Below are 24600 nucleotides of genomic sequence, written 5' to 3'. Positions count from 1 at the left end.
GCGTCGGTTTCAGCGAGCCTGTTCGCTCGAAGCGAGGCGCGTCGGAGACTCGGCGGCGGCGAACTTCTTCTTCGACTCGGCCAGCCACTCGTCATATTTCTCGCGGCTCACGACGCGAATCGCCATCGGCATGAAGGCGTGGTCCTTGCCGCAGATCTTGGAGCACTGGCCGTAATAGACGCCTTCCTTCTCGGCCCGGAACCAGGTTTCGTTCAGGCGGCCCGGGACCGCGTCCATACGGACGCCGAAGGCCGGGATGACGAAGGAATGGATCACGTCATTGGCGGTGATCTGCAGCTTCACCACCTCGTTGATCGGAACATAGGCCTCATTGTCGACGGCGAGGAGGCGCGGCTCGCCTTCCTTCAGCTCGTTCTCCGGCTTCATGAGCTGGTCGAAGCCGAAGCCGCCGCCCTGATCCTCGGGATATTTGTAGGACCAGTACCACTGATTGCCCGTGACCTTGATCGTGATCTTCGATTCCGGAATATCGACCTGATGGGCGAGAATGCGGAAGGAGGGGATGGCGATGGCGACGAGGATGAGGATCGGAACCAGGGTCCAGACGATCTCGAGGCCCGTATGGTGCGTCAGTTTCGACGGAACGGGGTTGGATTGCTCGTTGTAGCGCCAGGAGACGTAGAGCAACAGGCCCAGAACGGACAGCGCAATGAAGGTGATGATCGGGAGCAGGAGGGCGTTGTAGAACGCCTGGGTCTCGCGACCGACCTCGGTGACCGTCGCCGGCAGGCCGATGCCGCCGGGAGTCGGCTGCCCCTCCACCTGGGCGTAGGCGAAGCCGGCAAAGAGGACGACCGGTAGCGCGACTGCCGCCGCAAGCGCTCGGCCAGAAAGGTAGTTTCGATTGCCCGTGGACATGCAGGTCGCCTTTCGCACCTTCTCGTCAGTCAGTCTGGTTTTTATGCAAATTTCGGACGCGCTTCCGCCGCCGAGAGCTTTCGCCCGACATGGCCCGGTTCAACCACAAACGCTGGCCCCGCGCAATTGCTGCGTCGCCCTATTTTGGCTGACAAAAAGTCGCGCCCGACGGGCGCCCGCGCGGTTGCGGCCGCGATTTCCCGGACGCCGTCGCGCGCGCCTCGCGTCTTGACAGTCCGGGCCCATTTGCTAGGCAACAGCGGCCTCTCCCGCGCGGCGCGCCGCCGCGATGCGGCCTGTTTTTGCCGGCAAAGTCGACGCATGGAGGCGCGTCCGCCGCTGGAGCGATCATGAAGTCTTTGCGTGCTGCGACATCCTTCGTCCCGTTGCGACAACTCGTCGCGGGCGTCGCCGGCTCCCTTCTCGCAATGGCGGCCGCCGGGGACGCTCCGGCGCAAGGCGTCGTGAAGTCGAAATATGGCGATTGGGAAATCCGTTGCGAAACGCCCGCCGGCGCCTCCGCGGAACAGTGCGCGCTGATCCAGAGCGTCGTCGCCGAGGACAAGAGCAACGTCAATCTCGTCGTCATCGTTTTGAAAACGAGCGACGGCAAAAGCCGTCTGCTGCGCGTGATCGCGCCCCTCGGCGTGCTGCTTCCGAACGGCCTTGGTTTGAAAATCGACGAAACGGACATCGGACGCGCCGGCTTTGTCAAATGTCTGCCAACCGGTTGCGTCGCTGAAGTCGTGATGGACGACAAGCTGATCGATCAGTTGAAGAGCGGCAAGACGGCGACCTTCATCATTCATCAGGTGCCCGAGGAAGGGATCGGCCTGCCGCTCACTCTTCAAGGCTTCAAGGAAGGCTATTCGAAACTCCCCTGAAGGAGCGCGTTCGCTTAGATGAAGACAGCTTATGCAGGTTGGGCGATTCTCGCCCTCGCCGCGGGTCTCGCCGCGCAAGACGCCGCCGCTTTCGAATTCCCGAAGGTCGGCGTGCCGGAAATGCTTGGGGGCGGGCAAAGCGCGCCGCAGACGCCCGGCGCCACGACGGATTGTCCCGTCATCGTGATCGAGGACGGCGCGCAAATGATCCGTTCGCCGGCCGGCGCCGACGCGGCCAATGTGCATCACCAGGTGTCGATCAAAACGACCGCGCGCGAATGCATCGTCGACGGCGCCAATTTGACCGTCAAGGTCGGCGTCGAGGGCGACGCCATGCTCGGCCCCACGGGCGCGCCCGGCGCTTTCGGCGGGACGATCCGCGTGGCCCTGCGCCGCACCAAGGACGATTCGATCGTCACGACGAAGAACTACCGCGTAAGCGCGACCATTCCTTCCGGCGCCGCGCGGGCCGACTTCCGTCTGCTCCCGGATCCGATCACGGTTCCCTCGGCCGCGAAGGCCCAGGAAGAATATGAAATCCTCATCGGCTTCACCGAAGGCGCGGCGGACCCGGTCGCCAAAAAGAAGAAGGGCCGGCGCTGACGCGCGCGGCCCCTCAATAGTTTTTCTTTTTCGCTGCGTTCAGTTCGAGACGTAGCGCGCGCGCTCCGCGAGCGACTTCACCTCGTTGATGCCGGCCGCGACGAAGTCCTTGCCGGCGACGCCCTTGCTCAGAACGCGCTCGGCGACCTTCACGGCCGCGTCGGCGGCGGCGGCGCGCACTTCGGCGGCGGCCTGCGCCTCGGCCTGGGCGATCTTCTGCTCGACCTGCTTCACGCTGCGCGCCATGAATTCGTCGAGGCGGCGCTTGCCTTCGGCGGCGATGAGCTCGGCTTCTTCCTTGGCCTGTGCGACGATGGCCTTGGCCTCCGCCTCGGCTTCCTCGCGCTTCTTCTCGAAGGAGGCGAGGAGCGACTCGGCCTCGGCGCGCAGGCGCTCGGCCTCGGCGAGCTCGCTCTTGATGCGGTTGATGCGCGCATCGATCAGCGCGGCGAATTTTGAATGGGCGCCGGCCCAGAGCAGCACGAGCAGGAAGATCGTGAAGCCGACGGCGACGTAGAATTCCGCGTCGAATTGCATGGAACGCGTCTCCTCAGTTCACGGATTTATATTCGGCGGCGAGCTTCGCCCGATCCGCCGGAGCGCCGGTCAGCTTCTCGACGATCGACGCGGCCGCGTCGAGCGCGATCGCCTCGACATTGGCGAGAGCGGAGGCCTTGGCGCTTGCGATGCGCGCCTCGGCGGCGCGGATCTTCTCGGCGGCGTCCGCCTCGGCGCGGGCGCGCTGAGCGCTCGCCGTGTCGGCGATCTTCTGCTGGGCCTCGCGGCCGATCGTCTGCGCCTCTTCGCGGCGCAGGCGCAGATTCTCGTCATTGGCGGCGGCGGCGGCCTGGGCCTTGGCCTGCATCTCGCGCGAGGCGTCGAGATCGGCGGCGATCTTCTGTTCGCGGTTCTCGATGATGCCGCCGACGCGCGGCAGCGCAAGGCGCGACATGAGAATGTAGAGGAAGCCGAAGATCAAAGCGAGCCAAACGAGCTGCGGCGCGAAATTCTCGGTCTGGAAGGGCGGGAAGACGCCTTCGTGATGGGCTTCGCCGCCCGGCGCGCCCACGGACTCATGCGTCGCGGGAGTTTCCTGCTCGGCCTCGGCGGCTTGCGCGGAGGCGGCCTGGGCGGAAGAGATGATCGCCATGGACATGATCCAAAATCTTCGACGCGGCGCGCGGTTTTCAAACGCGAAGCGCCTCTACGGGGCGTGCGGCGCAAGGCGCGGCATGAAGCGCGCGCCTTGCGAAATCTCAGGAAAGGCTCAGGCCTTCAGATACAGCAGCAGCGCGATGACGAAGGCGAAAATCCCTAAGCCTTCGGCGAGCGCCGCGCCGATGATCGCGTTGGTGAACTGGGAGGCGGCCGCCGACGGATTGCGCAGGGCGCCGTTGACGAAGTTGCCGAAGATGAGGCCGACGCCGATCGCCGCGGCGCCGGTGCCGATGGCGGCGAGACCCGCGCCAACCAGTTGCATTTCAGTAGCCATAGGACTCTCCTGCTTGTTTGGGCGACGTTTATTGTTGGATGTTTATCAGTGGCCCGGATGAATCGCGTCGTTGAGATAGACGCAAGTGAGGACGCTGAAGACGAAGGCCTGCAAGAAGGCCACGAGCAGCTCCAGCGCATAGAGCGCGACGATGGCGAGCAGCGGAATCGGCGCCAGCGCCTGATAGACGCCGCCGGCCGCGAGCAGCAGCACGACGAAGCCGCCGAACACCGCGAGCGTCACATGGCCCGCGAGGATGTTGGCGAAAAGACGAATGGAGAGCGACACGGGGCGCGACAGGAAGGAGATGATCTCGATCGGCACGAGGATCACCAGCACGGGCAGCGGCACGCCATGCGGCACGAAGAGGTTCAGGAAGCCGAAGCCGTTCCGGTAGAAGCCGTAGGCGGTCACCAGCAGAATGACGAAAAGCGCGAAGGCGCCGGTCACGACGATCTGGCTCGTCACCGAGAAGGTGTAGGGGATGAGGCCGATCAGATTGGAGATGAGTATGAAGGAGAAAAGCGAGAAGACGAAGGGGAAGAACTTCATCCCTTCCTTGCCGGCCGTCTGGCGCACCGTATTGGCGACGAATTCGTAGAGCATTTCCGCGAGCGCCTGGAAGCGGCCGGGCACGATCGCCTTGCGCGAGGTCGCGACGACCATCAGCAGCACGACGCCGAGCGCCGCGAGCAGCATGTAAAGCGAGGCGTTGGTGAAGGAGGTCTCGAAGCCCGCGATCTCGTGCGGGAAGTAGCGGTGCAGTTCGAATTGTTCGATCGGATTCGGCGCGGCCGCTGCTTCGTTGCTCATCGTCCCTGCCCGGGCGTCTCCGCCCGGCCCTCGATTGACGGCGCAAAATGCGCCCTAGGTCTCGTTCCGATCGCGCCCGCTCAAGCCTTGGGCTTCGCGACGCGATAGATGTTCCAAAAGCCGGCCGCTATGCCGAGACCGAGAAGCACGATCATCAGCCAGGGCTTGGTGCCGAGCCATTCATCCGCCTTCCAGCCGATGAGCCCGCCGACCAGCACCGCGCCCGCAAATTCGGCAAAAGCGTTGAGCCCGACGCTCAGCGCCTTCGACAGCCCCAATCGCTCGGGCGGCGGCGCCTCCTTGGCGAGTCGCTCTTCCTCGCGCTGCTTGAGCGCCGCGTCGAGCTTCTCGAGCCGCGCATTGAGCGCGTCCTGTTCGGCGTCCCGCTTGTCGTCCTCGTTCATCGGCTCTCTCCGTCGCGCCGGGAGGGGCGCGCAAAATGAACGATGGCCGGGACGGCTTGTTCGGGGGATTGTCTTATGCTTTTGGGGGCGGCTTGACCGAAAAAACCCGGCCTCGCGGCCAAGCCCTTTCGAGCCGGGCGCAACATATTGACGGGCCACGGCGAAGTCAAGGCGGCGGCCGTTTGCGCAAATAGATTGTTTTCGAAGTAAAAAGTCCGATTGCGGCGATTCGCGCGGGCTGAAACTTTGTGCATTTGCGAAGGGCGGAAGCCTCCTTTGCATCGTCGCGGCGTTGGAGATTCGATTATTCGAAAGCGTCCTCGAAATTTTCGCCGCCGCAAAAAACGCTTTCAATCAGATAGATTGCCGGACGACGGCGCTTTTTGATCCGTTCGAGGATCCGCCGTCCCCCATTCGCCGACATGCGCCTTGAGGCGGAGGCCCGCCGCACGCGCTTTGCGGTAGATTGGGACGAACGCCTCTATCGGCTGCGCCGCCTCATCGCCGGACAGGTCAAGCGTCTCGAACACCCCAAGCTCGAGAAGGGGAGTCGCCCAGCGTTCGATAGCTGCGATGCCGCAGTGGCCGTGAGATGCCGAGTTGTGGAACCCAATCGATGTCCGGTCCGCCAGCCCGATGAGCCTCTTGTAGAGTTCTCCAGACCGCCTGAGCGGAGCCCTCGTAGAGAGTTATGCTCCACACATCCTCGCCCACTTCGAGGCGCGTGACGCCATCCTTCCGCGCTTGAACAAAGGTCGCTTCGAGCGCCAGGGCGCGACCCGCGGCGCCAGCGAAGAGGGCTGAGAACTTCTCGTCCGCGAAGGCGTGCATCTCGGCCATTGAGCCGAGCACCCGGTCCACGGGGGCTATATCGACACCGGTCCTCTCACGTAGAAATGCCCGATCGCCGCCCCCGATTCCATGGATGTGGAAATCAGCTTTCGGAGCACGGCGAACGGCTTCCCGGTCACCGACTTCGAGCGCGGTCGCGAAATCGCTGGACATGGTTAGCCTGACCTGAAGGATTTACGGCGCCTTTGGCTGGCGAGTCGAAACTCAAACTGAGACACTGTCCAAAGACCGCGTTTCGCCTCGTCAACTCGCCAGCGCAAATTTCTCCGCCTGCTCCAGATCGACCGAGACGAGCTGCGAAATGCCGCGCTCGGCCTGGGTCACCCCGAAGAGCCGGTCCATGCGGGCCATGGTGATCGGATTATGGGTGATCGTCACGAAGCGCGTGTCGGTCTTCTTGCGCATTTCGTCGATCAGGTCGCAGAAGCGCTCGACATTGTAGTCGTCGAGCGGCGCGTCGACCTCGTCGAGCACGCAGATCGGCGAAGGGTTGGTGAGGAACACCGCGAAGATCAGCGACATGGCGGTGAGCGCCTGCTCGCCGCCCGAGAGCAGCGACATCGCCGCGGGCTTCTTGCCCGGCGGACGGGCGAGAATGTCGAGACCCGCCTCCAGCGGATCGTCGCTTTCCACGAGCTGCAGCTCCGCCGAGCCGCCGTCGAAGAGAAGCGTGAACAGCTCCTTGAAATGGGCGTTGACCTTGTCGAAGGCGGCGAGCAGGCGCTCGCGGCCCTCCTTGTTGAGGCTCGCTATGGCGGCGCGCAGCTTCTTGATCGCCTCGGCGAGGTCGTCGCGCTCGGCGATCATTTTATCGCGCTGTGCGTCGACTTCGGCGAGTTCGTCCTCGGCGCGCAGATTGACGGCGCCGAGGCGCTCGCGATCGGCGCGCAGGGCCTCTAACCGCTTCTCGATCTCGGCGATCTCCGGAAGCTCGTCGCCCGCCTTCACGCCCGCAAGATTGGCGAGCGCGGCCGGGGTCGTTTCGAGATCGTGCAGGATGGCGCGCTCAATATCGGCGGCGCGCTGCTTCGCCGCCTCCAATTGCGCCTCGCTGCGGGCTTTTTCCTCGCGGGCGGCGCTCATGGCGTCAAGCGCGGCGCGGGCGGCGCGGTCGGCTTCGGCGAGGCGCGTCTCGGCGCGGGCGCGTTCATCGGCGGCGTCGCTGCGGGCGGCCTCGGCGTCCGCCAGGGCGTTCATCAGCGCGCGGCGCTGGTCCAGGAAGGCGTCGGGCGATTCGGCGAGGCGCTCCTGCTCCTCGCGCGCCGATTCGAGACGCTCCTCCAGCTCGCCGAGCCGGTCCTGGGCGCGGTCGCGGCGTTCCGCCCAGGAGGCGATCTCGCGGAGAATCGCGTTGACTCGGGCGGCGCGGGCGTTGGCCTCGTTGCGCAGGCTCGTGAGCGCCGCGCGGGCCTCGCTCGCCTGGGCGCGCTCGACCATGGCGCGGGCGCGCAGGCTTTCCAGCGCCCCGGCGAGGAAGGCCGGCTCCTCCAGCGCGTCGAGCTCGGCGGCGAGATTGTCGCGCTTCTGCGCGGCCTCGTCGCGATTCGCCAGCGTCTGGGCCTTGGCGGCCTCCAGCGCGGAAAGGCGCTGGCCGATCTGGGCGAGACGGCGCTCGGCGGCGTTGTGGCGCTCGCGGGCCTCCTCCAGCCGGGCGCGGGCGCGCCGCTGGGCGTCGCGCGCCTGGGCGTCGGCCATGGCGGCGAGCCGCGTCGCCTCGCGTGCGGCCTCCTGCTCCTCGGCGAGGGCGTCGGCCTGGGCGCGGGCTAACGCCGCCTCGGCGCGCAAATCGGCGAGGCGGTTTTTCTCCGCAAGGCGGCGGGCGGCGGGGGTCGGCGCTTCGGCGGCCTGGGTGAAGCCGTCCCAACGCCACAGATCGCCCTCCTTGGAGACGAGCCGCTGGCCGGGCTTCAGGAGCTTGCGCAGATTTTCGCCCTCGACGCGCAGCGCCACGCCGATCTGGGCGAGGCGGCGGCGCAGCGCCGGCGGCGCCTCGACCATCTCGCCGAGCGCGCGCACGCCGGGCGGCAGCGGCGGATCGCCGGCGCCGGAGGTCAGCGCCCAATGGGCGGGGGCGGAGGTTTCGGCCGAGGCGTCGAGATCGTCGCCCAGCGCGGCGCCGAGCGCGGTCTCGTAACCCTTCTCGACCGTCATGCTCTCGACGACCGGCGCCCAGAGCCCGCCCGAGGCGGACTGAAGCAGGTTTTCGAGCGTTCGGACCTCGGTCTCCAGCCGCTGGGCCCTCAGCGCCGCCTGCTCCACCGGCTGGCGCGCGGCCGATTCGGCCTCGCGCGCGTCGCGCTGGACCTCTTCCGCCATTTGCGCGGCCTCGTCCGCCGCGCGCGCCTCTTCGGCCGCCATTTCGAAAGCTTCGGCGAGGCGGGCGGCCTCCTCGGCGCCGCCGCCCTGGCCTGCGATCAGCGCGAATTCCGTATCGAGCCGGGTGAGTTCCGCCTCGAATCGGGCGACGCGGCCGGTCTCGTCGCGCAACGCCGATTCGAGCGCGCCGCGGCGGGCGTTGACGCCGGCAAGCTGCTGCTGCGCGTCGGAAAGCTGCGATTCGGCCTCGGCCAGCGCCGCCTCGATCCCGGCGAGGCGCTCTTTCGCCTCGGCCTCGCGTTCGCCGTCGGACGAATCGGCGCCGATGAGCTCGGCGCGCTCCTCCTCCAGCCGTTCGGCGACCTGCGCGGCGTCCTCGATCAAGGCGCGCTCGCGTTCGAAATCGCGCATGAACTGCTCGATCTGGCGCGCCAGCTCGGAAATGCGCCGCCTGGCGCGCTCCTCGTCGGCCTCCAGCGCCTGGCGCGCGGCGACGAGGCGGTGCATGGCTGCCCCGGCCTCGGCCTCCTTCTCGCGCAGCTTCGGCAGCTCATGGGCGGCGATGGCCTGCAGCTTCGCGGCCTCGGCCTGCGCCAGCGTGCGGGCCTGCACATTGGCGATGTCGGCTTCGAGCTTTTGCGCGGCGTCGCGCAGGCTGTCGGAGGCGATCTGGTAGGAGACGAGCGCGACCAGCGCCTCGTTCTGGCGGATCCTGCCAGCGAGCTCGCGATAGCGCGCGGCCTGCCGAGCCTGGCGGCGCAGACTGTCGCCCTGGCTCTCGACCTGTTTCAGAACGTCCTCAAGGCGCGTAAGATTTTCGGAAGCCGCATTGAGCCGCAGCTCGGCCTCGTGACGGCGGGTATGGAGGCCCGCGACGCCGGCGGCGTCCTCCAGAATGCGGCGGCGCGCCTGGGGCTTGGCCGAAATGATCTCGCCGATCTGCCCCTGCCGCACCAGCGAGGGCGAGCGGGCGCCGGTGGCGGCGTCGGCGAAGAGAAGCTGCACGTCGCGCGCGCGGACTTCCTTGCCGTTGACGCGATAGGTCGAGCCTTGCTCGCGCTCGATTCGGCGCGTGACCTCGATCGAATCGGCGTCGTTGAAGGCCGCGGGCGCGAGACGCGCGGAATTGTCCAGAACAAGGCCGACTTCCGCGAAATTGCGCGCCGCGCGCGAGCCGCCGCCGGAGAAGATCACGTCGTCCATGCCGGACGCGCGCATGTTCTTGTAGGAATTCTCGCCCATCACCCAGCGCAGGGCCTCGACGAGATTGGACTTGCCGCAGCCATTCGGCCCGACCACGCCGGTGAGCCCCGGCTGGATCAGGAAGTCGGTCGGTTCGCAGAAGCTTTTAAAGCCCAGAAGCCGCAGGCGCTCGAATTTCATGACATAAAAATGCGCCACAAAAGAATGACGAATGCAAGGAAGCCCCCGCAATATGTTGTGGGAAGAACGACAGGCGCCGGGAGCGCGGCCTATCGGAAGGCCGCCGCGTTTTCGGGCGCGCCCCCGGCGCCGTCTTTTTCCTGTTGCAATGCACGGGCGCGCCCGAAAAAATGCGGGCCGGCGGGGTGAATCGCCGCGAGGTCGCGCCGATATCGGGCGGAATCGCCCGATCACGGAAAACGCGATGGATTTCAAGGTTCAGAGCGCGTTTTTCACAATAGCCGGCTTTCAACCGGCGCGCTCCAAAGGCCGCTAGTCGAGGGATAGATTGTTGGCGACGGCTTCCTGCTGCGACGAGGATCTCTGGGTTTTCGGCTATGGCTCGCTAATGTGGCGGCCGGGCTTCGATTACGCCGAAAGCGCGCTCGCCTGGATCCATGGCTATCACCGCTCGCTCTGCATCTTTTCCCATGTGCATCGCGGCACGCCGGAGCGGCCGGGGCTCGTTCTCGGCCTCGACAAGGGCGGCTCCTGCCAGGGCGTGGCCTTCCGCGTCGCCGCGAGGAATCGCGAGAAGACGATCTGCTATCTGCGCGAGCGGGAGCTCGTGACCTCGGTCTATCTCGAAAAGACGATCGGCGTCCGCTTCGCGGAGGGCGGCTGCGTCAACGCTCTGGCCTATGTCGTCGATCGCAGCCATTGCCAATATGCGGGTCGCCTGCCCTTTGACGAGATGACGCGGCTTGTCGCGGAGGGGGTCGGGATCAATGGCGACAATCCCGCTTATGTCCGCAATACCTACGAGCACCTCCTCCAGCTCGACATTCACGACGCCGAGTTGGCGGAGATCGTGCGGCGCCTCGACAAAAGCTCCTGCCGCGCCGCGCCGGAACAAAAAAAGGCCGGGGCAAGCCCCGGCCGCTAAAAGACTCGCAATGCGCGAACGCTTCACCCTTCACGCCAAGCGGAACCGACGCTCACGCAACGCCTCGAAGAACAAAGGACGCACGCAACAGACGCAACGCCACGCAAAGCTCAGTTCAGCAGCGATCCCGCAAGATCGCGGATCGCTGCGGCGTCCGGGCAAAAGTGAACATGCCATTCAGCGACGCCGAGCTCCTGGGCCAATTCGCGAAGCGCGGGCGCGCGACGGCCCTCGCCGGCGGAGAACAAGCAGACCGGCCGCAGCGCCGCCCCGTCCCGCGCCACGCCGATGATTGCGCCATTCTCGACATCCGAAACGAAACCCTCTTCTCCGCGCTGGAAAACGGAACAGACATAGCGGCGGCCCGTGACTCCGCGCCAGGAGAAGAAACGGCCGCGCAGCGAATCCGAGCCCGCAAGCGAGTCGAGTTCCTGCCCGCGGGTCGCCAGCGCCCTTCCGGCGCGGCGCAGAGAGGAAGCCGAGAAAGTGTAGCGTTGCATGACGACCCTGCCAGGGAGCGAAACTAGAACATGTTTAGAACAAACACAGCACAAAGTCAAGGCGCGCCCGCCAGAGCCCCGGGTTCCTGGACAAAGCCCCGACGGGCGCGCGCCGCGTCGCGAGAGCTTGCGACGCAAGACGGTTACCCGTCTCGCCCATCCTTATGCCCGGCGCCGCATCTCAAGAATGTGCGCCAACGCGCATGACGAAACTGGAACGCAACCATTGAACCTTACAGATGGGGGAGCCGCCCCCTGTTTCAAGCTGGAACACAGCGGAGCGCGACTGCGACATTTATTCGCATGAGTCAACATGTTTTTTGTAATCTTGCACAAAAAGCCTCATCTTTGGGCGCCCAAAGGCGCGAATTTCCGGTTTTCAGCTCCTTCCCCTGGGGATAAGCGGAGAGTCGCCCGCTCCTGCGAGGCGAGGCCCGGGAGAATGGAGCGCAGCGAGTTGATTGCCAACGCCGAACGGCGCGAGCCGCCTGAAGCCGGTCGCGCGCCGGCCGAAAGCTTTATCATCGTGGTCAATCCCGACGCGGGCGGCGAATGCCGGCGTCTCGCCTCCGCCGTCGCGGCGGAGCTTGCGGCGCGCGGCCGCCGCGTCGTCGTCGAGGACGCCGTCCGGCAGGGCCATATCCGCCGCCTCGCGGAAGCGACGCGCGCCGACGCGCTGCTCGTCGCGGGCGGCGACGGCTCGATCAACGAGGCGGTGCGCGGCCTTCTCGCCCGGCCCGCCCCGCGTCCGGCGCTCGGCGTCATTCCGCAAGGCACGGTCAACGTGCTGACCCAGGAGCTCGGTCTCCCCGAGGAGAGCGCGGCGCTCGCCGAGATTTTCGCGCGCGGCGGGACGAAGCCGCTCCATGTCGGCCTCGCCAATGGCCGGCCCTTCGTGCTGATGGCCTCAGCCGGCCTCGACGCGGCGGTCGTTCAATCGGTCGATCTCGGGCTCAAGAAGGCGCTCGGGCGCTTCGCCTACGCCATCGCCGCCGCGAAAATTCTCGCGCGCGGCGATTTTCCGGACATAGAGGCGGAGACCGACGCCGGGACGCTGCGGGCGAAATGCGTCGTGGTCGCCAAATCGAAATATTACGGCGGGCGCTTCGTCATCGACGCCGCGGCGGATGTGACGCGGCCGGGCTTGAGCCTCGTCGCGCTGACCGAGATTTCGCTCGGCGCGACGCTCGCCCTCGTCCGCTATTTCGCAAGCGGCCGGCTCGACGCGGCCGGGCGCATCCGCAAGCTCGCGGTGCGCAGGGCGACGTTGCGCGGCGGCGCGGCGCAGATCGACGGGGACTATCTCGGCCCGACGCCGGTCGATATACGCGAGGCGGACGAGACGCTCGACATTCTCGCCTGAGGTCGAGGAGCCTCAGGCGTTCGCGCCGCCGCCGGCCGTCTTCAGCCAGGCGGCGCCGCAGGCCTTGGCCAGCTCCCGCACGCGCAGAATATAGCTCTGGCGCTCGGTGACGGAGATGACGCCGCGCGCGTCGAGCAGGTTGAAGGCGTGGCTCGCCTTGATGCACTGGTCGTAAGCCGGCAGCGCCATGCGATGCATCTCGTCGCCCGAGCCCGCGCCGAAATCGAGCAGGCGCCGGCATTCCGCCTCCGCGTCCTTGAAGTCCTCGAAGAGCTTCGCCGTGTCCGCGGCTTCGAAATTATGGCGCGAATATTCCTGCTCGGCCTGAAGGAAGACGTCGCCATAGGTCACCTTCTCCGTCCCGACCCGGCCGTTGAAGTTCAGCTCCATGATGCTGTCGACGCCCTGCAGATAGCAGGCGAGGCGCTCAAGGCCGTAGGTCAGCTCGCCCGCGACGGGCGCGCATTCGAAGCCCGCGACCTGTTGAAAATAGGTGAATTGCGAGACCTCCATGCCGTCGCACCAGCATTCCCAGCCGAGCCCCCAGGCGCCGAGGGTCGGGCTCTCCCAATCGTCCTCGACGAAGCGGATGTCGTGCAGCTTCGGATCGATCCCGATCGCCGCGAGCGAAGCGAGATAGAGATCCTGCAGATTGGCCGGCGAGGGCTTCAGGATCACCTGGAACTGGTAGTAGTGCTGCAGGCGGTTGGGATTCTCGCCATAGCGCCCGTCCTTGGGACGCCGGCAGGGCTGCGCATAGGCGGCGCGCCACGCCTTGGGGCCGAGCGCGCGCAAGGTCGTCGCCGGATGGAAGGTGCCCGCGCCCATCTCCATGTCATAGGGCTGCAAAATGACGCAGCCCTGCGCCGCCCAGTAATTCTGCAGGGTGAGGATGAGGTCCTGGAAGGAATCGGCGGGGCGGAGCGAGATCATGCGTTTGTCCGGTGAAGCGGCGTCGCGCAACGGTTAGGGGCGCCGCCGCCGCCCGTCAATGCCGCTTTCCCGGCCCCGCCCAAGACTCCCCAAAGACCCGCAAGACCCCCGGGGGGCGGCGCTCGCGGCCGGATCGGCCGGGAGGCGGGCATGGCCGAAATCCGGGTTCAGAATTTCTTCACGATCCTCGAAATCGACGAAAAAACGCGCTTTTCGATAAATCCCCCGTAAACCAATCCTAAAGCTCCCCGGCGCTAGCGTCGAGCCATGCGTAACATGGTCTCGTATCCTCGCGTTTTCGCGCCTCGCGGCGTCCGCCGGATCGTTCCGGCGCTCGGCGCGCTGCTCACCAGCGTGCTCGCCGCCGGCCTTCTCTTCCCGCAGAGCGCGGTCGACCCGGCTCCGGAGGCGGCCGAAGCCGCGCCGAGCGCCGGCGGGATCGGCCTGCGCGGCTCCTATCTCTCGGATATCGGCCCGCATGCGCCGGGCGCCTTCGCGCCGCGCGGCGCATGCGCGAAACCATACAATGTCTTCGTGGCGCAGGCCGAGGCGGCGGCGTCCGCGCCCGCCGGGAGAGGCGGCGACAGGACCGCCCTGGCGCCCCTGCCCCCGATGCGGCCCGCCGAATGGCGGACGACGCTCGCCGAATCCGCGCCCGTCTATGCGGATGTCCCCATGCCCCCGCGCCGGCCGGCCGAGCTTTCCGTCGCGCTGAAGCCCGAGGCGCCCAGGGAGCAGCGCCATGAGACGGCGGCGGCCCCGGTCCCCGCCGAGCCGGTCCCGCCGGCGCCTTTGCCCGCCCCGCGCCAGATCGCGCGGCAGGACGCCCCGGCCGCGCGCACGACCATCGTGCCGGCGGCGCCCGCCGACCATCGCGGCTTCTTTGAAAGGCTCTTCGGCGGCGCGCCCCAGGCCGCCGCGCCGCAAGCGACGAGCCGCCGCGAAATGGCCTATGCCTCGACCAATGACGCAGGCGGGCTTTTCGGCGGTCTGCGCAGCGCCGTCGCGCCGGCGAATCCCGCCGCGCGCTACGACCGCTACACGGCCGTCTACGACATTTCCGCCCGCACGGTTTACATGCCGGACGGCACGCGGCTCGAGGCCCATTCCGGCCTGCGCGAGCATCTCGACGATCCGCGCTACGTCCATCTGCGGATGCGCGGCCCCACCCCGCCGCATCTCTATGAGCTGACGCCGCGCGAGGCCTTGTTCCACGGGGTCGAGGCGCTGCGGCTCAATCCGGTCGGCGGCGGCGGCGCGATCTACCATCGCGCCGGCCTCCTCGCCCATACTTACATGCTCGGCCCCAATGGCGACTCGAATGGCTGCGTGTCCTTCCGCGACTACAACGCCTTCCTGAACGCCTATAAGCGCGGCGAAATCCGGCGCCTTGCCGTCGTCGCCCATATGTAACATACTGTTACAAATCGTTTTTCATGATCGGACGGCCTCTTGGCCGTCCATCGAAGCGCCCGCTCACAGCCAGGATTTCGCCTAAATCCAGCCCAAGCAAGGCCGCGATGCTTTTCCAGAGTGTTGCTGCGGCGTTCTTGCGCGCCCGAAACGACGGATCGGAGCATTGATTCGCTCACCATGCCCCCGATCGCGGTCGAAAGGCGCAACGCAAAGATCACTCGGGGGCGGATCGTGAAGAACACCAACACGCTACATGGCTTCTTGTCTCGCGATCGCGGCCGGCTCCTCGCCTATACGGTGCTGGGCGCGGGTTCGCTTTCCCTGAGCTTGCTCGCCTGCTGGCACGGCTTCCGTCCTCGGGTTTCACCCGCGCCGTCGATCGCCGCCGCGCCGCAGCCGGCGCCGGCGGTCAATCCTTACGGCCCGATGGTGGTCGGTCTCGGTCCGTGGGCCCGCACCGCCGCCGCCGCGCCGCCCGAAACGGAGCCCGCCCGGCAGGCCGCCGCGCTCGACGCCAAAGTCGAACCCGCCGCGCCGGCCCCGCAGCAGCCGGAGACCGTCGCCGAAGCGGCGCCCGCCTATCCCGAAGCCGACGTCCCGCTGCCGCCGCGCCGCCCGGCCGAGCTGAAAAATCTCGCCAGCCGGACGGCGGAGCCCGTCCCGATGCGCGAGGCCGCGCTTCCCGCGCCGCCCGCCCAGGCGCCGGTCCCGGGCGACAATCGCAGCTTCTTCGAGAAGATCTTCGGCGGCGCCGGCGCCGGGCAGCAACAGCAGGCCGCGCAGCCGCAGCCCGCGCCGACGGGACGCAACGCCCGTCGCCAGCAGCCGGCGCCCATGCAGCAGGCCATGGCCTATGCGCCGCAGGAGCCGGCCAGCGGCGGGCTCTTCAGCGGCCTGACCAGCGCCGTCGCGCCGGCCGCGCCCGCGCAATCGGTCACGACCGGCCCCGCCTCGCGCGCCGGCGACGGCACGGCGGTCTACGACATCTCGGCCCACACGGTTTACATGCCGGACGGCACGCGCCTGGAGGCGCATTCGGGCCTGCGCGAGCATCTCGACGATCCGCGCTTCGCGCATATCCGCATGAAGGGCCCGACGCCCCCCAGCGTCTACACGCTCTCGCCCCGCGAAGCGCTGTTCCACGGCGTCGAGGCCCTGCGCCTCACGCCGATCAGCGGCAACGTCTATGGCCGCGCCGGCCTTCTCGCCCATACCTATATGCTGGGCCCGAACGGCGACTCCAATGGCTGCGTTTCCTTTCGCGACTATCAGGCTTTCCTGAACGCCTATAAGCGCGGCGAGGTGAAGCGGCTGGTCGTGGTCGCGCGAATGTAAGCCGCGCCTGCGCGCGGCTCTTCGAAGCCAACCTTCCGGCGGCGTCCTCGTTTTATCGAAAACCTCCGATTTTAGCCCAAAGGCGCGCTCGACCGCGCAGGAAGGAGACGCATATCTCTCCATGCGTCCCAGCGATCAATCGGGCGCGCGGGAGGTTGATATGCGGCGGCTGTGGCGTCTTCTCTTGCCTCTCGCCTTCTTCGCGGCGGCGCCCGCGGACGCGACCGTGCGCGTTCACATCGATCTCTCGCGCCAGCGCATGCATGTGGCCTCGTCGAGCGGCAGCTATAGCTGGCCGGTCTCGACGGCGCGGCCGGGCTACCGGACGCCGCGAGGAAGCTTCTCCGCGCGCGGGCTGCAGCGCATGCATTATTCCAGCAAATATGACAACGCGCCCATGCCGCATTCGATTTTCTTCTCCGGCGGCTACGCCATCCATGGCACTTATGCGACGCGCGCGCTCGGCCGTCCGGTCTCTCATGGCTGCGTGCGGCTGTCGCCGGGCCACGCCGCCGAGCTTTACGGCATGGTGAGACGCGAGGGCGCGCGCATCACGATCGGCCGTTAGCGCCGGCGCTTTGGTTCGATCGCGGAAAACGCGACCGAACCCAAAGTCGGAGCGCGCCTGGCGGAAGGCCGCTTCGCGCTTTTTCGCCGCGCGCTCCGGGATTTTGCTGGCCTCCGGAGCGCGCCCCGCGTAAATGAGCGCCCCGCGGCGCCGGCGCCTGGCTCGGAGAGGCGATCTCATGCATTTGGCCGAGTTGAGGCTCTTCATCGAAGACGCGCCCATTGGCGCCGCGATGTTCGACCGCGAAATGCGCTACCTCGCCTTCAGCCATCACTGGCTCGTCAATCACAGAATCGAAAGCATCGCCCTCGGCCGTTCGCATTACGAGGTTTTCCCGGAAATTCCCGAGCGTTGGAAGGAAGTGCATCGCCGCGCCCTCGCCGGCGAGACGATCCACCAAAGCGAAGATCGTTTCGAACGCGCCGACGGCTCGACGATCTGGCTGAAATGGGAGACGCGCCCCTGGCGCGACGCCGACGGCGCGATCGGGGGCGTCATCATCTTCTGCGACGACATCACGCCGCGCAAGCATGTGGAGGAGGCGCTCAAGAAGGCGCTGGCGCGCCAGCGCCTCGCGCAATCGGCGGGACAGATCGGCATTTGGGATTGGGAGATCGAGCTCAACCGCACCTATCTCAACGACGAATGGTATCAGATCTACGGGCTGACGAGAGGAGGGCCGCTGACCTACGAGGATTTCGTCGCGCGCGTGCATCCGGAGGACCGCGCCAAGGTCGAGGAATCGACCAGATCGGCGCTCGCCGGAAAAGGAGCGATCGATCTGGACTTCCGTATCCTGCGCGCCAATGACGGCGCGCTTCGCTGGGTGAAGTCGAGGGGCGAAGCGCAGTTCGACGCAAAGGGCAAGGCGGTCCGCGCCATGGGGGCGGTCTACGACATCACCGAGCGCAAGGAGATGGAAAGCGCGCTGCGGGAAGCCGATCGGCGGAAATCGGAATTTCTGGCGATGCTCGCGCATGAATTGCGCAACCCGCTGACGCCGATTAGCAACGCCATCAACGTGCTTGGGCGCATGACGGGGACGAGCGGCCGCGCGGCGGACGAGAAGATGCGCGCCGTCCTGGAGATGGCGCGACGGCAGGTCGACCACCTCTCGCGCCTCGTGAACGACCTCCTCGACATGACGCGCATCAGCCACGGAAAGATTTCATTGGAGCGCAGGGAGGTCGATCTCCTCCAATTGCTCGCCCATGCGGTGGAGCTGACGCAACCAGCTTTCGACGCCAAGGGCCATACGCTCGTGACGGACCTTCCGGCCGCGCCGCTGACGGTCTTCGGCGATCCCGTCCGCCTGACGCAAGTCCTCGCCAATCTGCTCAACAACGCCGCGCGCTATACCGACCATGGCGGCCGGATCGAGCTGGCGGCGCGGCGGGAGGACGACGAGGCCGTCGTGACCGTGCGCGACAATGGGCAGGGGATTCCGCCGGAAATGCTCGGCTCGATCTTCGAAATGTTCACGCAAGCCGGCCCCGGCGACGTCGCCGCCCAGCGCGGTCTCGGCGTCGGCCTCGCGCTGGCGCGCCGCCTCGTGGACATGCATGGCGGAAAGATCGAGGCGAAGAGCAAGGGGCCCGGGCGCGGCAGCGAGTTTACCTTGAGGCTTCCGCGCCGCACGATTGCCGTCAGGGACCCGCTTGCCTAGATGTGTGACGGCCGCCAAGGTGGTCGCGATAAAGACATAGGGAGGAGACCATGCATAAGTCCGCTTTGGCCGTCGCCGCGCTGCTGGCGACGAGCGTCCCCGCTTCGGCGGCGACCTGGCTCGTGACCGAGGAGAATACCGGCGGCATCAAGGGCGCCCAGGGCTCCTGGACCGTCAAGACCGAAGGAAGCAAGGTCAGCGGCGAAGCCTCCATGCAAATGGGCAACGGCGCCCCGCTCACCTATAAATTCGAAGGCGAGGCCGAAGGCGCCAATTACACCATCGCCCTCACGGACCGCACCGACGGCAAGAAGGGCTGCGTCTGGAAGGGCCATCCGCCGGCAAGCGGCGGCGCCCAGAGCCGCGGCCTCGTCGGCTATGTCGAATGCGAAGGCGCCAAGCTCATCATCCGCGCGAGCATCGTGGAGTAGAGGCGAAGCCCTTCTCGAATCCGCCGGGTCACGCTGCGCGATCCCCTATCGCAGCGTGATCGAGGGCGCTTTCTCTATCCGGACGCATCGTCCGAGGAATCGGCGCGCCCGCATCCGATCTCCTTAATCATGTAGAGGGCGCCCGGCCCGTAACTTTCCAGCTTCCCGGCAAGCCTGTCCTCGGAGACGGCTTCGAAGCCCATTCCGCGCCAGAAGCCGTCTGTCCCGCCGACAGAGGCCAGTGCGAAGCAAGCGAGGCCCTCCTTTCGGGCGACCCCGCTCAAACGCCGAATCAATCGCGCCGCGGCTCCGTATCCCCGCGCGGCGGGCGTCGCCGCGACATCGTGCAAGTAGAGGCAATCCGGCGGCGAGGGCAGCCTTTTCAGAAAGGCGTCGAGCGGCGGAATCTCATAGAGCTTCCAGGGATGGGAGATGCCGTAGCCGGCGAGCGCGCCGTTCAGCTCCAGCGCAAAACAGCCGGCGGGAAACAGACGGAATTTCTCCTCGAAAACCTCCCGCCGCTCCGGCAAGTCCGGATGGACGCTTCCGGCGACGCGGCAGACATCCGCGAGATCGTCCCGCCGCATCCCGCGCCAGACGGGCGCCGTGCGGTCAGCTTCCACGTCCCGCGCGCTCACGCCACCCGCCCCTCCAGCACCGCCGTCGGCGCTTTCGAGCCCTTCACTCCCGTGACCAATATCCGCGCCGCGGGCGCGCCGGGCTTCGAATAGACCGGCTGCACCGTCACGCCGCCGAGCCGCCCCCGCGCCGCCGCGAGGCACTCGTACAGAGCGTCGGCGCGATGGATCATGGCGAAGGTTCCGCCGGGGGCGAGCAAAGCAAGCGCGCCGCGCACCCATTCGGCGAGAGGAACAGCGGCGACATGGGCGCGGGCCCTGGCCCGGTCAGGCGTCACGCGCACCCGGCCTTCTTCGTAAAAGGGCGGGTTGGTGAGCACCAGGGCGGCCCTTTCATCGGCAAGCCCGGAGGCGCGGCGGGACTTGGCCGAGGTCACGTCCGCCTCATGCACGGCGACCCGCGCCGAGAGCCCGTTCAGCGCGACATTCTCCCGCGCCAGCGCGCAGCTCTCGGGGTCGATCTCGACAAGGCCCACGGCCGCGCCCGGCGCCAGCGCGGCCGCCATCAACCCGACCGCCCCCGCCCCGGCGCCGATATCGAGGATCAGCCCCGTCTGGTCCGGCGGCGTGAGGGCCGCGAGCAGCGTCGCGTCATGGCCGGCGCGATGGCCCCGTCCCTGTTTGAGGCGCAGCCGCCCGCCGAGAAAACCGTCCGCCTCGTCGCCGCTCATCGCCCGGAAAGTCCCATGTCGCCCTTTTTTCCACAATCGCAAAATTTTTGCCGGCCCGCCCCGCTCTCGGCGCGGCCCCCGGCGCGCCGGCGCTTTCGCGGCGCGCGAACGGAAATCTTCCGCGATCGAATAAGATTTTAACCTTTCGCTTAACCCTGCGCTTGGCGCCGCCGTGGCAAGAAGTCGCGGCGCTTGGGGCCAAACCCTCGAAATCACAGGTTCGCCATGACGATCCGCCTCTATGGCAAAGTTAAAGACGACGGCCTCGTCGAAGAGGCGGAGCTCGGCAGAAGGCTCGGCGAATTGGCGCTCTGCTGCCGGGGACTCGAATTCGCCATCGGCGATTTCTGCGCCGGCGCGGAGGACGACTCGGCGCGACGGCTCGCCTTGCTTGCGACGCGCGTCGCCGAGCAGAGCGAGAGGCTCGCCCGCGCCATCGCCGCGTCGGCGCGGGAGCCTTTGAATTAGGCCTGCGCTCGTCAAAAAAGGTCCCGCCGGCGCCTTGCCCGGGCTGCGACTTGCCGGTAAGTGCGCAAGGACGTAAATTCCCGGCCGTTAAAAGTTTAGGCCGTAGGGGGGCCCGTGGGTATAGTCATTCCGCTCGAAGAGAAGAAAGCCGCGGGCCTCGACAGCCTTCTCGAACTGATCCGCCCGGACCTCGAGCGCACCAATCAGCTCATCATCCAGCGCACCGGCTCGGACGTCACCACGATCCCCGAGGTCGCGAACCATCTGATCTCGGCGGGCGGCAAGCGCCTGCGGCCCATGCTCGTGCTCGCCACCGCCGGCATGTGCGGCTACAAGGGCGACGGCCACCTCAAATTCGCCGCCGGCATCGAATTCATGCACACGGCCACGCTGCTGCATGACGACGTGGTGGACGAGTCGAACATGCGCCGCGGCAAGATCGCCGCCCGCATGCTCTGGGGCAACCAGACCTGCGTGCTCGTCGGCGACTTCCTGCTCGGCCACGCCTTCAAGATGATGGTCGAGCCGGGCATGATCCCGCCGCTCACCGTCGTATCGCAGGCCGCCGCGGTGATCGCCGAGGGCGAGATCCTCCAGCTCAACGCCGCCAAGGACACGACGACCACCGAGGACGCCTATATGGGCGTCATCCGCCGCAAGACCGCCGAGCTTTTCGCGGCCGCGGCCGAGGTCGGCGTCATGCTCGCCGGCAAGCCCAAGGCGGACGAGGCCGCCGCGCGCAGCTACGGCATGAATCTCGGCGTCGCCTTCCAGCTCATCGACGACGCGCTGGACTATGGCGGCTCCTCCGCCAAGCTCGGCAAGAATGTCGGCGACGATTTCCGCGAGGGCAAGATCACGCTCCCCGTGGTGCTGGCTTTCCGCCGCGGCACGGACAAGGAGCGCGAATTCTGGCGCCGCACGCTGGAAAAGGGCGAGATCAAGGACGGCGACGTCGAGACCGCCTGCGGCCTGATGAAGAAGCACAAGGCGCTCGACGACACGATCGAGCGGGCCGCCCATTACGGCGCGATCGCGCGCGACGCGATGGAGATCTTCCCGGCCTCGCCCTGGAAGAACGCGCTGCTCGAAGTGGTGGATTTCTGCATCGAGCGCGTCTACTGACGCGCCGAAAAGGAAGAGAAAAACGCCGGCCGAGCGTCGCTTGAGGCCGGCGTTTTTACGTCACGACTTCAGGCACTCGGCCTTGAACTGCTTCTTCGCTTTGCCCTTCAGGGCCTTGGCGGCGGCCTGCTCGCTGCAGCTCTTTTCCTTGTCGGCCTTGGAGACCGGGGTGGCCGGGGCCGCGGCGGGAGCGGCGGTCTCGGCGGTCGGAGCGGCGGCGGCGCCCGTTTCGGCGGCCTTCGGCGCGATTTCCGCCGGCGGCTTCCACACGGTCTCCGCATGAGCGGAAACGCCGACAAGCAGCGCGGCGCAAGCGCCGGCGGCGAAAACAATCTTGATGCTCTTCAACATAACGTCTCTTTTTCGTTGCAGAAGCCGGCCGCGCGGCTTCACGACTCTCCCTCGGCCGTCGTCTTGCGCGCGGCGGCCGGGGCGAGACTATGACATTTTGGTGAAAATGTCTCGGCGACGACCGGCCGATCCGGGAAACGCCCGCGACGTTTCCTTCCACCGGCGAACCGTGAGAATCGCGGCGAAAGCCGAGAGGAACAGGCGCAAAAAGACATGGGCCGGCATGACGCCGTATGATTTCGGGCCTTTCGAAGGGCGGCCGGTCCCGCGCGGGCCCGCCGGCTCATTGCATTCGACGTCCAGATTCATGTAGGTCATGGCGAATTCCCACTCGCAAAGCCGCTCTGTCGGGCTTTAAGGCTAACGGCTCAAATCTTGCCGGGAGCTTGCGCGAATGACGCGGTTTGCGGCGCGGAGGGACGCGCGAGGGCGCAAGGACGGAAGATGGTCGAGCCGAGGAAAAGCAAAAGGGCGCAATTTGATCTGTCCGCGACGCCGCCCGTCGCGGAGCGGCGCCCGTCGCGGAAAGTCACCCATGGCCGCGCGCTCGACGACCCTTACGCCTGGCTCGCCGCCGAGAATTGGCGCGACGTGCTGCGCGATCCAAAGGCGCTGCCGAAAGACATCGCCAAACTGGTGAAGGCCGAGAATGATTATTGCGCCAGGGTCGTCGCGCCGCTGAAGGAACTGCGCGAGACCCTCGTCAGGGAGCTGCGCGGCCGCATCAAGGAGGACGATGCGGACGTTCCGGACAATGACGGGTCCTATGCCTATTACGGCCGTTTTCGCGACGGCGCCGAGCATCCGCTCTATTGCCGCACGCCGCGCGGCGGCGGCCCGGAGACCGTGCTGCTCGACGGGGAGGCGCTGGCGAAGGGTTGCGATTTCTTTGACATTGGCGAGACGGCGCATTCGCCGGACCACGCCCAGCTCGCCTGGAGCGTCGACGATATGGGCTCCGAGCTCTACGCCATCCGCACGCGCGCTTTCGCTGACGGGATCGACCGATCCGACATTGTGAGGGACACGGACGGCTCCGTCGTCTGGAGCGCCGACTCCAAGTCGTTCCTTTACGTCCGCGTGGACGAAAACCATCGCACCGCGCAGGTCCGCCGCCATGAGGTCGGCGCCGATCCGGCGACCGACCGGCTGATCGTCGAGGAGAAAGACGGCGCCTGGTTCGTGAGCTTGGAGGAGAGCCGTTGCCGGCGCTTCGCGATTGTCGCCATTCGCGGCCATGACGCCTCCGAATGCTGGCTCGTCGATCTGCGCGACGCCAATTCCGCGCCGCGCCTCGTCGCAAAGCGCGAGCCCAGATTGCGCTACGACGTGGAGCCGCATGGCGATCTGCTTTACATCCACAACAATGCCGACGGCGCCGACGATTTCCGCCTTTCCGTCGCGCCGCTCGCCGCGCCCGGGCGCGCCAATTGGCGGGACGTCGCGCCGCATAGGGCCGGCGCGATGATCGTCGCCTTCACGGTCTATGCGCGCTATCTCGTCTGGGCGGTACGCGAGAATTCGCTGCCGAGCGTCATCGTGCGCGATCTCGCGACCAATGAGGATCACGCCATCGCCTTCGAGGAGGAGGCCTATGCGCTGGGGCTGGATTCAGGCCTCGAATTCGACACGGACACGCTGCGCTTCGTCTACGCCTCCATGACGACGCCGGAGGAAACCTACGACTACGACATGGGCGCGCGCACCCGCACGCTCCGTAAGCGGCAGGAGATTCCTTCGGGCCATGATCCGAGGAACTACGTCACGCGCCGGCTCTATGCGGCCGCCGACGATGGCGAGCGCATCCCGGTCACGCTGCTGCATCGCGCCGATTTCGCGCCGGGCGGCGCGGGCGCGCCGCTGCTGCTCTACGGCTACGGCGCCTATGGCCATTCGCTCGCCGCGGATTTCGACGAGGACGCCTTGTCGCTGGTCGATCGCGGCTTCGTCTATGCGCTCGCCCATATACGCGGCGGAACCGACAAGGGCTGGGCCTGGTACGAGTCCGGCAAGCTCGAGAAGAAGACGAATACATTCTCCGATTTCATCGCCTGCGCGCGCCATCTGATCGCGGCCGGCTATACGCGCGAGGGCGCCGTCGTCGCGCAGGGCGGTTCGGCCGGCGGCATGCTGATGGGCGCCGTTCTGAACGAAGCGCCGCAGCTTTTCGCGGGCGTCATCGCCGGCGTGCCCTTCGTCGACGTGCTGAATACGATGCTGCGCGACGACCTGCCGCTCACGCCGCCCGAATGGCTCGAATGGGGCGATCCGATCGCGGACGCGGAGGTCTATGACCGCATCGCCGCCTACTCGCCCTACGACAATGTGCGCGCGCAGAATTATCCGCCGATCCTTTCCATCGCCGGCGTGACCGATCCGCGCGTGACCTATTGGGAGCCCTTGAAATGGATGGCGAAGCTGCGCGCGACTATGACCGGCGGCGGGCCGGCGCTGCTCCATACCCATATGGGCGCGGGCCATGCCGGCGCCTCGGGGCGCTTCGAGGCGCTGGCGGATACGGCGCTGGAATACGCCTTCGCGATCGCATGCGCGCACCGCGCCGGCGGTTAGAAACCAGGATCGC

At 67.0% G+C, this 24600-nt stretch carries 26 protein-coding genes; 12 read left to right on the top strand and 14 right to left on the bottom strand.

Features of this window, described 5'->3' with window-relative positions; genetic code table 11:
- Positions 1 to 9: 9 nt before the first annotated feature.
- Positions 10 to 879 carry a cytochrome c oxidase subunit II gene (gene coxB, locus ACV7JP_RS10640; protein WP_457795655.1) on the bottom strand — a complete coding sequence of 290 codons (870 nt, stop codon included), beginning with the start codon at positions 877 to 879 and terminating at the stop codon, positions 10 to 12.
- Positions 880 to 1229: 350 nt separating this feature from the next.
- Here coxB and ACV7JP_RS10635 point away from each other — a divergent pair, with 350 nt between their 5' ends.
- Positions 1230 to 1763, top strand: a complete 534-nt coding sequence (locus ACV7JP_RS10635; protein WP_457795654.1) for an invasion associated locus B family protein — start codon at positions 1230 to 1232, stop codon at positions 1761 to 1763.
- Between the two features lie 18 nt (positions 1764 to 1781).
- Entirely contained in the window at positions 1782 to 2366 is a 585-nt protein-coding gene (locus ACV7JP_RS10630) for a hypothetical protein (protein WP_457795653.1), read from the top strand.
- Positions 2367 to 2405: 39 nt separating this feature from the next.
- Here ACV7JP_RS10630 and ACV7JP_RS10625 read toward each other — a convergent pair whose 3' ends face one another.
- From ACV7JP_RS10625 to ACV7JP_RS10590, 8 genes are all read right to left on the bottom strand, one after another.
- Positions 2406 to 2903: a F0F1 ATP synthase subunit B family protein gene (locus tag ACV7JP_RS10625; protein WP_457795652.1), complete on the bottom strand. Its 498-nt coding sequence runs from the start codon at positions 2901 to 2903 to the stop codon at positions 2406 to 2408.
- A gap of 13 nt (positions 2904 to 2916) precedes the next feature.
- Positions 2917 to 3522, bottom strand: coding sequence for a F0F1 ATP synthase subunit B family protein (locus tag ACV7JP_RS10620; RefSeq protein ID WP_457795651.1), 606 nt, complete (start codon positions 3520 to 3522; stop codon positions 2917 to 2919).
- 111 nt (positions 3523 to 3633) lie between these two features.
- On the bottom strand, positions 3634 to 3858 hold the full coding sequence (locus ACV7JP_RS10615) for a F0F1 ATP synthase subunit C (RefSeq protein ID WP_424361346.1): 225 nt from the start codon (positions 3856 to 3858) through the stop codon (positions 3634 to 3636).
- 45 nt (positions 3859 to 3903) lie between these two features.
- On the bottom strand, positions 3904 to 4671 hold the full coding sequence (locus ACV7JP_RS10610; protein ID WP_457795650.1) for a F0F1 ATP synthase subunit A: 768 nt from the start codon (positions 4669 to 4671) through the stop codon (positions 3904 to 3906).
- 80 nt (positions 4672 to 4751) lie between these two features.
- Positions 4752 to 5075: an AtpZ/AtpI family protein gene (locus ACV7JP_RS10605; protein WP_457795649.1), complete on the bottom strand. Its 324-nt coding sequence runs from the start codon at positions 5073 to 5075 to the stop codon at positions 4752 to 4754.
- 350 nt (positions 5076 to 5425) lie between these two features.
- A complete protein-coding gene (locus tag ACV7JP_RS10600) occupies positions 5426 to 5605 on the bottom strand; it encodes a hypothetical protein (protein WP_457795648.1) in 180 nt (59 codons plus the stop codon).
- Positions 5589 to 6080 (bottom strand): hypothetical protein, encoded by a 492-nt coding sequence (locus ACV7JP_RS10595; protein ID WP_457795647.1) that lies wholly within the window; start codon positions 6078 to 6080, stop codon positions 5589 to 5591. The genes ACV7JP_RS10600 and ACV7JP_RS10595 overlap by 17 nt, the downstream gene beginning before the upstream one ends.
- A 90-nt stretch (positions 6081 to 6170) precedes the next feature.
- Complete coding sequence (locus ACV7JP_RS10590) at positions 6171 to 9626, bottom strand: chromosome segregation SMC family protein (RefSeq protein ID WP_457795646.1); 3456 nt, start codon at positions 9624 to 9626, stop codon at positions 6171 to 6173.
- A gap of 328 nt (positions 9627 to 9954) precedes the next feature.
- On the opposite strand from ACV7JP_RS10590, the gene ACV7JP_RS10585 reads away from it, so the two are divergent.
- Positions 9955 to 10551 (top strand): gamma-glutamylcyclotransferase, encoded by a 597-nt coding sequence (locus ACV7JP_RS10585; RefSeq protein WP_457795645.1) that lies wholly within the window; start codon positions 9955 to 9957, stop codon positions 10549 to 10551.
- Between the two features lie 110 nt (positions 10552 to 10661).
- Here ACV7JP_RS10585 and ACV7JP_RS10580 read toward each other — a convergent pair whose 3' ends face one another.
- The gene (locus ACV7JP_RS10580; RefSeq protein WP_457795644.1) at positions 10662 to 11051 is read right to left on the bottom strand and encodes a hypothetical protein; all 390 of its coding nucleotides are present in this window, start codon (positions 11049 to 11051) and stop codon (positions 10662 to 10664) included.
- Positions 11052 to 11508: 457 nt separating this feature from the next.
- On the opposite strand from ACV7JP_RS10580, the gene ACV7JP_RS10575 reads away from it, so the two are divergent.
- Entirely contained in the window at positions 11509 to 12414 is a 906-nt protein-coding gene (locus tag ACV7JP_RS10575) for a diacylglycerol/lipid kinase family protein (RefSeq protein ID WP_457795643.1), read from the top strand.
- A 12-nt stretch (positions 12415 to 12426) separates the two neighbouring features.
- On the opposite strand, the gene ACV7JP_RS10570 is transcribed toward ACV7JP_RS10575, so the two are convergent.
- Positions 12427 to 13347, bottom strand: coding sequence for a glycine--tRNA ligase subunit alpha (locus tag ACV7JP_RS10570; protein ID WP_457795642.1), 921 nt, complete (start codon positions 13345 to 13347; stop codon positions 12427 to 12429).
- A gap of 267 nt (positions 13348 to 13614) precedes the next feature.
- Between ACV7JP_RS10570 and ACV7JP_RS10565 the strand changes: the two genes are divergently transcribed.
- The 5 genes from ACV7JP_RS10565 to ACV7JP_RS10545 all read left to right on the top strand — a co-directional run bounded on the left by ACV7JP_RS10565 (position 13615) and on the right by ACV7JP_RS10545 (position 18763).
- Positions 13615 to 14760 (top strand): DUF2778 domain-containing protein, encoded by a 1146-nt coding sequence (locus ACV7JP_RS10565; protein WP_457795641.1) that lies wholly within the window; start codon positions 13615 to 13617, stop codon positions 14758 to 14760.
- Positions 14761 to 14994: 234 nt separating this feature from the next.
- Positions 14995 to 16098, top strand: a complete 1104-nt coding sequence (locus ACV7JP_RS10560) for a DUF2778 domain-containing protein (protein WP_457795640.1) — start codon at positions 14995 to 14997, stop codon at positions 16096 to 16098.
- Positions 16099 to 16219: 121 nt separating this feature from the next.
- Positions 16220 to 16666, top strand: a complete 447-nt coding sequence (locus tag ACV7JP_RS10555; RefSeq protein ID WP_457795639.1) for a L,D-transpeptidase — start codon at positions 16220 to 16222, stop codon at positions 16664 to 16666.
- 178 nt (positions 16667 to 16844) lie between these two features.
- Positions 16845 to 18332, top strand: a complete 1488-nt coding sequence (locus ACV7JP_RS10550) for a PAS domain-containing sensor histidine kinase (RefSeq protein WP_457795638.1) — start codon at positions 16845 to 16847, stop codon at positions 18330 to 18332.
- A 50-nt stretch (positions 18333 to 18382) separates the two neighbouring features.
- On the top strand, positions 18383 to 18763 hold the full coding sequence (locus ACV7JP_RS10545) for a hypothetical protein (protein ID WP_457795637.1): 381 nt from the start codon (positions 18383 to 18385) through the stop codon (positions 18761 to 18763).
- A 74-nt stretch (positions 18764 to 18837) separates the two neighbouring features.
- Here ACV7JP_RS10545 and ACV7JP_RS10540 read toward each other — a convergent pair whose 3' ends face one another.
- Positions 18838 to 19401 (bottom strand): GNAT family N-acetyltransferase, encoded by a 564-nt coding sequence (locus ACV7JP_RS10540; protein ID WP_457795636.1) that lies wholly within the window; start codon positions 19399 to 19401, stop codon positions 18838 to 18840.
- Positions 19398 to 20072 carry a tRNA1(Val) (adenine(37)-N6)-methyltransferase gene (locus tag ACV7JP_RS10535; protein ID WP_457795635.1) on the bottom strand — a complete coding sequence of 225 codons (675 nt, stop codon included), beginning with the start codon at positions 20070 to 20072 and terminating at the stop codon, positions 19398 to 19400. The genes ACV7JP_RS10540 and ACV7JP_RS10535 overlap by 4 nt, the downstream gene beginning before the upstream one ends.
- A gap of 225 nt (positions 20073 to 20297) precedes the next feature.
- Between ACV7JP_RS10535 and ACV7JP_RS10530 the strand changes: the two genes are divergently transcribed.
- Both ACV7JP_RS10530 and ACV7JP_RS10525 read left to right on the top strand, forming a co-directional pair.
- The gene (locus ACV7JP_RS10530; RefSeq protein ID WP_457795634.1) at positions 20298 to 20540 is read left to right on the top strand and encodes a hypothetical protein; all 243 of its coding nucleotides are present in this window, start codon (positions 20298 to 20300) and stop codon (positions 20538 to 20540) included.
- Positions 20541 to 20654: 114 nt separating this feature from the next.
- On the top strand, positions 20655 to 21665 hold the full coding sequence (locus ACV7JP_RS10525; protein WP_457795633.1) for a polyprenyl synthetase family protein: 1011 nt from the start codon (positions 20655 to 20657) through the stop codon (positions 21663 to 21665).
- A 60-nt stretch (positions 21666 to 21725) separates the two neighbouring features.
- Here ACV7JP_RS10525 and ACV7JP_RS10520 read toward each other — a convergent pair whose 3' ends face one another.
- Positions 21726 to 22016 carry a PsiF family protein gene (locus ACV7JP_RS10520; protein ID WP_457795632.1) on the bottom strand — a complete coding sequence of 97 codons (291 nt, stop codon included), beginning with the start codon at positions 22014 to 22016 and terminating at the stop codon, positions 21726 to 21728.
- A 444-nt stretch (positions 22017 to 22460) separates the two neighbouring features.
- On the opposite strand from ACV7JP_RS10520, the gene ACV7JP_RS10515 reads away from it, so the two are divergent.
- Entirely contained in the window at positions 22461 to 24587 is a 2127-nt protein-coding gene (locus tag ACV7JP_RS10515) for a S9 family peptidase (RefSeq protein WP_457795631.1), read from the top strand.
- Positions 24588 to 24600: the final 13 nt, after the last annotated feature.

It is taken from the genome of Methylocystis sp. S23, assembly GCF_054106005.1.
This window is presented reverse-complemented; position numbering and strand designations above follow the sequence as displayed.